This is a genomic window from Nonomuraea lactucae (assembly GCF_003313395.1).
GTDB classification, from domain to species: domain Bacteria; phylum Actinomycetota; class Actinomycetes; order Streptosporangiales; family Streptosporangiaceae; genus Nonomuraea; species Nonomuraea lactucae.
Genome location: NZ_QNFZ01000936.1, coordinates 1 through 8,999 on the forward strand (window position 1 = coordinate 1; position 8,999 = coordinate 8,999).

8 protein-coding genes are annotated in these 8,999 nt (G+C 72.4%); 2 read left to right on the plus strand and 6 right to left on the minus strand.

Annotation, left to right across the window (positions count from 1 at the left end; translation table 11 throughout):
• The coding region (locus tag DQW85_RS32545) for an NAD(P)-dependent oxidoreductase (RefSeq protein WP_162795550.1) at positions 1–642 on the plus strand (642 nt) is incomplete at its 5' end.
• Between the two features lie 36 nt (positions 643–678).
• Here DQW85_RS32545 and DQW85_RS32550 read toward each other — a convergent pair.
• From DQW85_RS32550 to DQW85_RS32575, 6 genes are all read right to left on the minus strand, one after another.
• Positions 679–2,505 carry a hydantoinase B/oxoprolinase family protein gene (locus DQW85_RS32550; RefSeq protein WP_113703615.1) on the minus strand — a complete coding sequence of 609 codons (1,827 nt, stop codon included), beginning with the start codon at positions 2,503–2,505 and terminating at the stop codon, positions 679–681.
• Positions 2,480–4,501, minus strand: coding sequence for a hydantoinase/oxoprolinase family protein (locus tag DQW85_RS32555; RefSeq protein WP_113703616.1), 2,022 nt, complete (start codon positions 4,499–4,501; stop codon positions 2,480–2,482). The genes DQW85_RS32550 and DQW85_RS32555 overlap by 26 nt, the downstream gene beginning before the upstream one ends.
• Positions 4,502–4,507: 6 nt before the next feature.
• Entirely contained in the window at positions 4,508–4,882 is a 375-nt protein-coding gene (locus DQW85_RS32560) for a hypothetical protein (protein ID WP_113703617.1), read from the minus strand.
• Between the two features lie 116 nt (positions 4,883–4,998).
• The gene (locus DQW85_RS32565; protein ID WP_113703618.1) at positions 4,999–5,859 is read right to left on the minus strand and encodes an alpha/beta fold hydrolase; all 861 of its coding nucleotides are present in this window, start codon (positions 5,857–5,859) and stop codon (positions 4,999–5,001) included.
• Between the two features lie 179 nt (positions 5,860–6,038).
• Entirely contained in the window at positions 6,039–6,935 is an 897-nt protein-coding gene (locus tag DQW85_RS32570) for a hypothetical protein (RefSeq protein WP_113703619.1), read from the minus strand.
• A 134-nt stretch (positions 6,936–7,069) separates the two neighbouring features.
• Positions 7,070–7,921: a LysR family transcriptional regulator gene (locus tag DQW85_RS32575; protein WP_113703620.1), complete on the minus strand. Its 852-nt coding sequence runs from the start codon at positions 7,919–7,921 to the stop codon at positions 7,070–7,072.
• Positions 7,922–8,003: 82 nt separating this feature from the next.
• Here DQW85_RS32575 and DQW85_RS32580 point away from each other — a divergent pair, with 82 nt between their 5' ends.
• The gene (locus tag DQW85_RS32580) at positions 8,004–8,912 is read left to right on the plus strand and encodes an MBL fold metallo-hydrolase (RefSeq protein ID WP_240197568.1); all 909 of its coding nucleotides are present in this window, start codon (positions 8,004–8,006) and stop codon (positions 8,910–8,912) included.
• Positions 8,913–8,999: the final 87 nt, after the last annotated feature.

Consider the following 8,999-nt stretch of genomic DNA (forward strand, 5'->3'; position numbering starts at 1 on the left):
GTGTCGGCCGCCGCCCCGGGCCTGCGGCCGGGGCAGGTGTGGGCGCAGATGAGCACGGTCGGCGTGGAGGCGGTCCGGCGGCTCGCGGCGCTGGCGGGCGAGCACGGCCTGACATTCGTCGACGCCCCCGTCCAGGGCACCAGGCAGCCCGCCGAGCAGGGCAGGCTCGTCATTCTCGGCGCTGGCCCGCCGCCCGCCCGCGAGGCGCTCGGCCCGGTCTTCAGCGCGCTCGGCCAGCGCACGATCTGGCTGGACGAAGACGGCGGGAGCGGCGCGGCCACCAGGCTGAAGCTGGCCGCGGTCAGCCTCGGCATCTCGATGACCGCGGCGATCGCCGAGGCCCTCGCCCTGGCCAGGGGGCTGGGGCTGGATCCCGGCCTGGTCCGGGAGGTGGTGACGGGCGGCCCGATGGACAGCGCCTACTTCCAGGCCAAGTCGCAGGCGATCATGAAGGGCGACTTCGAGCCGAGCTTCACCGTGCGCAACGCGGAGAAGGACACCGGGCTGATCATGGAAGCCGCCGAGCAGGCGGGGGTCAGGCTGGATCTCGTGGCGGCAGCCCGCGACCGGCTGCGCCGCGCCGGGCAAATGGGACACGGCGGCGACGACATGGCCGCGACCTACTTCGCCGCCTCCGACTGACCACCCTGGCGCGCGAGCACGGCTGCGCGCTCCGCCTTACAGCTCGTCCACCTCGGCGTGCGTCCTGCCACCCGACAGCTTGGGATAGCCCGGACCGCGGTCGAAGAAGCGGCCGGTGGTCGGGCGCAGGCGGGCGCGGAGCTCCGCCGTGCCCTGCTCGTCGATCCGGTCGCCGTCCAGCACCACCCCGTAGTCGCCGAGCGCCCCCGCGATCGAGACCTTGCCGTCGCGGACGTCCGCCGCCACCGCGCGCGGGTCGCGGTCGTACGGCGAGCCCCAGCCGCCCCCGCCCGTCGTGCGGACCCGGATGACCTCGCCCTCCTGCACGGGATGGTCGTCCACCAGCCCTTCCATCTCCTTGCCCGCGATCTCCACGCGGAAGGGGCGGCCGGCCAGGCCGCCGTTGACGCCCCAGCACGACAGGATGGAGCGGTCGGCGATGGACATGTACGAGGCGTCGCGCAGCACCCGGATGTGCTTGTCGTAGCCGAGCCCGCCCCGGAACATGCCGGGGCCGCCCGAGTCGCAGGCCAGCGCGAGCCGTTCGATCCGCAGCGGCCAGCGCGCCTCGGCGAACTCCACGGGGATGTTGCGCGAGTCGGGCACCACGTGGATGGTGTCCTCCCCGTCGGCGTACCAGCGCCCGCCGGAGCCGCCGCCCAGCACCTCCCTCATCAGGTACGGGATGCCGTCGGCGTCCGCTCCGTAGACGCCGGTGTAGCGGATGGTCTCCTGGTCGGCCGGCATCCGGCCGCCGGTGGCCTTGGCCAGCACGCCGGCCAGCACGCCGAGCAGGCGCAGGATGACGAACGTGCGCGCGTTGGTCGGGGCCGGGAAGACCGGCGTGAGCAGGGTGCCCTTCTCCGGGAAGACCATCTTGATCAGCGGGACGACGCCCTCGTTGACGTCGAGCTCGGCCATGCGCTCGGGCGAGTCGGCGAGGTTGCGCAGGATGGGCGCGAGCCACTTCTTCAGGAACACCCCGTCGGCGTAGTCGCCCGCGTGGTTGATCGGCCCCTTGGCCTGCGGTGACGTCCCTGTGAAGTCGATCGTCAGCGGTGCGTCGGCCGCGTGGTCCACGGTGAGCGTGATCCGCTGGACGTGCAGCCGGGGCTCGTCGACACCGTCGTGCTCGGCGTAGTCCTCCCAGACGTACGTGCCCTCGGGGATCTTGGCCAGCAGCTCCCTGCGGAACGTCTCGGTGGTCTGGTCGATGATCGCGTCGAAGCACGCCTCGACGGCCTCCCTGCCGTACCTCTCGAACAGCTCCCCGAGGCGGCGCGCGCCCATGAGGCAGGCCGAGCACTCCGCGTCGAGGTCGCCCGCGAGCGAGTCGGGCATGCGGGAGTTGCGCGTCATGATGCGCAGCGCGGCCTCGTTCGGCACGCCCTGGTCCCACAGCTTGATCGGCGGGACCATGAGGCCCTCCTCGAAGACGCTGCGCGCGTGCGAGGGCATGGAGCCGGGCACGGACCCGCCGATGTCGTCGTGGTGGCCGAACGCCTGCACGAACGCCACCACCGCGCCCTCGTGGAAGACCGGCACCGTGACGCACAGGTCGGGCAGGTGGCCGATGCCGCCCTCGGACAGGTAGACGTCGTTGTGGAAGAAGACGTCGCCCGGCCTCATCGTCTCGATCGGGAAGTCGCGGATCACCGGCTGCACCAGCGCGCTGTAGGAGCGGCCGGTGAGCTTGCGCACCCGCGCGTCGTGGATGCCCGCGCGGAAGTCGTGCGCGTCGCGGATCATCGGCGAGCGGGCCGTGCGCGCGATCGCGGTCTCGACCTCCCTCTCCACCGAGGCGAGCGTGCCCTCGACGATCTCGACGAGGATCGGGTCAGCCGCGCTCTTCGAACGCTCCACGGCGCACCTCCACGTTGCCGTACTCGTCCACCTTCGCGGTGAAACCTGGGTGGATGGGGATGGTGGACCCGTACTCCTCGATCACGGCGGGCCCCTCGACCACGGTGCCGGGGTCGAGCGCGGCCCGCTGATGGATGGGGGCGTCGCAGTCGTCCTCGAAGTGCACGCGCCTGGTCACCGCCTCCGCCTCGACCTTCTTGTACGGCCTGCGCCGGATCGCCGGGCGGCTGATGGGGCCGATGCCGGAGACGCGGAGGTTGACCCACTCGACGGCCTGGCGCGGGTCGTCGCGGTAGGCGTAGCCGTACAGCTTCTCGTGGGCGTCGTGGAAGCGTTCGAGCACCTCGGCGCGCCACCCCTCGTCCAGCTCGCCCGCGAGGGCTGGGACGCGCACCTCGTACGCCTGCCCGTAGTAGCGCAGGTCGGCGCTGCGGGCGTGGACGGGCTCGTCGAAACCCTCGCGGGCGAGCGCCTCGGCCGCCTCGTGCTCCAGCTCGCGGAAGATGCCCGCGGCCGTCTCCAGGGACAGGTCGCGGGTGACGTGCGTGCGCACGTAGTCGTTCTTGACGTCCACCGTGAGCAGGCCGAACGCGGAGACGTTGCCCGGCTCGGGCGGGACGACGACGGCCGGCAGGCCGAGGATGTCGATCAGGCGGCAGGCGAGCAGCGGTCCCGACCCGCCGAAGGTCACCAGCGGGAAGTCGCGCACGTCCAGCCCGCGCTTGACGGTGATCCGGCGGATCGCGTTGCTCTGGTTGAACGCGCTGATCTCCAGGATGCCCGTCGCGGTCCGCTCGGCGCTGAGCCCGAGCTTGTCGGCCAGCGCCTCGATGCCGGTGCGCGCGGCGTCGGCGTCGAGCGGGATCTCGCCGCCGAGCAGGTGCGGCGGGATGCGGCCGAGGTACACGTGGGCGTCGGTGACCGTCACCTCCGTGCCGCCCCTGCGGTAGCAGAGCGGGCCGGGGTCGGCGCCCGCCGACCGGGGACCGACCTTCAGCGTGCCCTCGGGCGAGATCCACGCGATCGAGCCGCCGCCCGCCCCGACGGTCACGATGTCGATCATCGGGATCTTGCACGGGTAGCGGCCGATGGCGCCCTCCGTGGTGATGGAGGGCTCGCCGTCGATCACCACGGCGACGTCGGTGGAGGTGCCGCCCCCGTCCAGCGTGATCACCGAGGGGTGCCCGGCCGTGGAGGCGATGAGCGCCGCGCCGAGCGCGCCGGCGGCGGGCCCGGACAGCACGGTGGTGATCGGCTGGTGCACGACCTCCTGCGCCGACAGCACGCCCCCGTTGGACTTCATGACCGAGAACGGCATGCCGAGGCGGGAGGACAGGTTGGCGATGTAGCGGCGCATGGCCGGCTTGACCGCGGCGTCCACCAGCGTGGTGACCGAGCGCTCGTACTCGCGGTACTCGCGCAGCACGTCGCTGGAGATCGACACGACGGCCTCCGGGTGCTCACGCGCCAGCACGTCGCGCATGCGCCGCTCGTGCTCCGGGTTGGCGTAGGAGTGGAGGAAGCACACGCCGATCGTGGTGATGCCCATGGCCCGGTAGAACCTGGCCACCTCGACGGCCTGCTCCTCGGCGAACGGCCACACCTCGTTGCCCAGGTGGTCGAGCCGCCCCCCGACGGTCCGGACGAGGTGGACCGGGACGATCCGCGGCGGCTTGACCCAGAAGTAGGAGTTGCCGTAGCCGTCGGGCACGCTCTGCCTGGCGATCTCCAGGATGAACTCGAACCCCTCGGTGGTGACGAACCCGAGGCCGGCGACGCGGTCTTCGAGCAGCTGGTTGGTGGCCACCGTGGTGCCGTGGACGACCGAGCTCACGTCCAGCTCGCCCAGCTTGCCGATGCCCGCGACGAACCCGTCCGCCGGGTTGGCGGGCGTGGAGGGGGTCTTGGTGGTGATGATCTCACCGGTCTTCTCGTCCACCGCCACCACGTCGGTGAACGTTCCCCCGGTGTCGACTCCGATACGGACGCTTCGCATGGCTCCTCAGCTCCGGCGACGGCCCAGCACTTCTTCGATGACACGGGGTGCGTTGTCCGTGCCGACATAGGCCGCCAGCCGGACGACCAGCTCGTGCGCCTTGCCCAGCTCGGCCTCCACTCTGGCCTTACCCGACTGGCCCGCCTGCACCCCGAAGTAGGCGCCCATGATCGTGCCGATCACCCCGGCGACCCCCGCGAACAGCGCCGCGAACTGCCGGGTGGCGAAGACGGCGGCGCCGAAGGCCACCAGGATCGCGACGATGCCCGCAAGGACCACGAAGAACCCGTAACGCCATCTCGCGGCGTCCGCCTGCGCCGCGGTCAGGTCGTCGGGCGTCATCATCGCGTCCAGCGCCCCCGGGGAGTTGTCTGTGACCACGCTTCCTCCTGATGCTCAGGGGAGAAATCTCCCACGAGGTCAGGGATCACGCCAAGACGCCCAGGCCCGGGTCCTCGCTGAGGCCATCGGGATGCCGCGCGACGCCCGGGCGCCGGTCACCCGCGGGCAGGCGTCAGCGGAGCAGGGTCACCGGCCAGGAACGGGCGGAGAAGTTCGAGCAGGGCTTGTGGGCGGTGCAGCGGGATGATGTGGCCGCAGTCCTCGATGATGTGTCCGGTGAGGTCGTCGGCGATCGGCCGGAGCTGGCGTTCCAGCGCCGCACCGACCGGGTGCGCGCCCACCGCCATGGTCGGCACCGTCAGCCGCGTGGTGGCGACGGCCTTCTCGATCTGCGCCGCGCTCTCGGGCAGGGCCCGGTAGTACGAGAACGCGCAGCGCAGCGCCTCAGGTCCGGTGTAGGCCCGGACGAAGGCGTCCCGAACCTGCGGCTGCGGGCCCTCGCCGAGAGTGCCGGCGTCGAGGAACCAGTCGATGTAACGTGCCTCATTGCCTTCCAGCACCGTTTCCGCCAGCCCGGGAACGGCGTGGAAGCCGAACCACCACGGAGCACCCCCGGCGAGGAAGTCCTCGGCGCCGGGCAGCCGGCCGAGCAGGGATTCCATGACGACGAGTCGCCGCACCAGCTCCGGGCGGCGCAGCGCGAGCAGGAAGGCCGGTGGGGTGCCCGCGTCGATCCCCACCACGGCGACGGAAGGCACACCGAGCGCGTCCACCAGGGCTGCGACGTCCTCGGCCAGGGAAGCCGCGTCGTACCCCGCCTCGGCCCGGGTGCTGGCGCCGAACCCGCGCAGGTCCGGCGCGATGACACGGTACCGGTCGGACAGGCCCGCCATCACCTCGCCCCACAGCTGCCAGGTATGGGGGAAGCCGTGCAGCAGGAGGACGGCCGGTCCCGATCCGGCCTCGGCCACGTTCAGCTCGATTCCGTTGACGGGAACGCGGCGCAGCTCAGGCATGGAAAGCTCCAGGTGGTAGGCAGTATCCAAGAGTGACAAGGAAACGGTAGGGAACTCTCCTGGGCTTTCCAAGGCGGCACTTTCACTTCAGGTGGTGAGCTCCAGGTGACCGCGTCGAGGGCACCATAACGCCAGGCTCACCTCGGCCCGCGCCAGACCGCCGTGCCCTGCGGCCGGGGTCAGCCGGCGGCCAGCTCCTCCAGCCGGTAGGGCAGGTACGCCGAGCCGTCCACCAGCGCCGAAGCCCCGCGCCACCACCCGAACCACTCGCCGCTGCGCCACATCCAGTCGACCCGCTCGATCGCGGCCACCACGTCGCCCACGGTCCGCCAGCGCTCTCCCAGCTGGCCCTGCGTGGCGCCGTGCCGCACCGCCCAGGCGCGCAGGATGCCTGCCGCGTCGGGGTCCACCTCAAGGGCGTACGGGTCGGGGTCCTCCCCCGGCAGCCGGTGCGGCCCCAGCCCGGCGGCCACCCCCCAGCTCCACTGGGCCTCGGCCGGGCGGGAGTAGCGGAGCGAGTGGAAGTCGAGGTTGGAACCGAGGTCGTCGTCGGCCCGCCGGGTCACGACAGCGTCCAGCCGACCACCCGCGTCGAAGTGCACGACCAGCCGCTGCCCCGGCTTCACGTCCGGCGGCAGCTCGAAGCGGTCCTCCGCCTGCCAGGAGTTGAGGTCGACCTCCGCGACCGGCCTGCCCCACATCTCGTCGGCGGCGTCGTCGGCGATCCACGCGGCCAGCATCTCCAGCGCGGTCAGATCGGTCCACGGCTCGATCGCGACCGCCGTCGCGAGCACCTCGTCCGGAGCGGGCAGCTTGCCGCCCCTGGCCCGCGTCCACCACTGAACGCCCAGCTCACGGGTGCCGACCAGCAGCGCGGCTACGGCGGCCAGCTCGGCGGAGCGTCGCGTGAGCGACGCGCCCAGCGCCAGGCCGAGACAGCGCCCGGTCCGCTCGCCGCCCAGCACCGGCCGCGCGTCATCCAGCAACGTCTCGGCGGTGGGGCGCTCTTCCCCCAGCAGATCTCGTACGATTCGCCTGGCCTCGGTCCGTGCGTCTTCAGCGTGTGCCTGCCGCATAGAGCCACGCTACGCCCGGAGATCCTTTTCCGCGAGAGGCACGCACCCCGCATCGCCCGCGTGACCAGCCATCCCACCCGCAGTGTCGGAGGCGTGTGCGGGCCCGCGCGGTGCGTTCGGCGGCCGTGAGGCGCTCAGTCGCGGTAGGCGGCCGTCGCGATCTGGACGAGCGACCGGATCAGCGGGTTCGCGTCGCCCTCGTTCCACGCCGCCACCACACGGCTCGGCGCCATGTCGATCAGCGGCACCACGGCCAGCTCCTCGGGTGGGTCGTGCCCGAGCGGCATCATCCCGACCGTCCCGTTCCAGAGCACCGCCTGCAGGCACTCCTGGACGACGCGCACCACCGGACCCTCGCGAGGCTCGCCGCCGTTCCAGTACGACTGCCAGATCGGGTCCGTGCCGTCCGGGAACTGGAACCAGCGCCGGTCGGCCAGGTCGGCCAGCTCCAGGCGGTCACGGCGGGCCAGCGGATCGTCGGCGCGCAGCACCGCGCCCACCGGATCGGCGCGCAGCTCGTGCACCGTCAGGCCGGTCTCGTCGAACGGCCCGCGGGTCAGGGCGACGTCGACCAGTCCGGCGCGCAGCCCGCAGGTCGGATCGGTCAGGTCGGTCTCGCGGATGCGGACCTCGACGCCCGGGTGCCGCCGGCGGTACGCGGCGGCCAGCCGCGTCGCGCCTCGGTCGGCGCTGTCGCTCAGGATGCCGACGGTGATGGTCGCGGCGCCGGCCGCCGCGGCCACGCGCACGCGTAGCCGGTCGACCTGGTCGAGCAGGGTACGCGCCTCGTCCAGCAGCGCCGCCCCAGCAGGGGTGAGCATGACGCCCGCGGAGGAGCGGTGCAGCAGAACGGCACCCACGTCGTTCTCCAGCTGCTTGATCGCCCGGCTCAGGGGCGGCTGGCTCATGTGCAGCCGGGCGGCGGCCCGGCCGAAATGGAGCTCCTCGGCGACGGTCACGAAGTAGCGCAGCGTGCGTAGCTCCATGACCGGCGACGATACCCGTACGGTATCGGCACCACCTAATCGGTCTTGGACGGCGGGGAAGCCCGGGCGATGGAATCGGAGCATGAGCAACGAACCGATGGCCGACGAACCGATGGCCGACCCCGCCGTCCGGGTCGGCGGCGCCCAGGAGATCGCGCCCGACCTGCTGGTGATCCCGAACCACCGGGTCGGGCTGGTGCCCAACATCGGCGTCATCGGTGGTACGCAGGCCGTACTGGTCATCGAGACGGGCATCGGCACCGCGAACGCCGAGCAGGTCCTCGCCTTGGCGTCCGAGGTGGCGAAGGGCCGCCGGCTGTACCTGACCACGACGCACTTCCACCCCGAGCACGCCTTCGGCGCGCAGGTGTTCGCCGGCCAGGCCACGTACCTGGTCAACCGCGCCCAGGCGGACGACCTGAAGACGAAGGGGCCGGGCTACCTGGAGATGTTCCGGGGCCTCGGCGAGTCGATCGCGCGCCGCCTCGACGGCGTCCGGGTGCCCACCCCTGACGTGGTCTACGACGACGGGTACGACCTTGACCTCGGCGGCCGGACCGTGCGGCTGCGGCCCACCGGCCGGGGCCACACGAAGGGCGACCAGGTGGTCGAGGTGCCGGACGCCGGCGTGCTGTTCACCGGGGATCTCGCCGAGACCGGGCAGTTCGCCATCTTCCCGTGGTTCCCGCCGTACGACACGGACGTCTCCGGCGTGCGCTGGCTGGCGGTGATGGACCGGCTGGCCGCCACCGGACCCCGGGTGGTGGTCCCCGGTCACGGCGACCTCGGCGGCCCGCAGGTGCTGGCCGACGTCCGCGACTACCTGCGCGAGCTGCGCGACGAGACCTGGCGGCGGCGTGACTCCGCGATGGGCCAGGCCGAGATCGTCGCCGAGGTCCGGGCGTTGTTGATCGAGCGGCACCCCGAGTGGGTCGGCCAGGAGTGGATCGAGCCGGGCGTCGGGTGCCTGTGCGCCGAGCACGCCGCATGACCTCTCGTCCCGCCATGCCTGACGGCGGGCGGCGGGTCAGCGGCGGGGGCGGGCGGTGCGGCCGAAGAGCCAGCCGAGGGCCGCGCC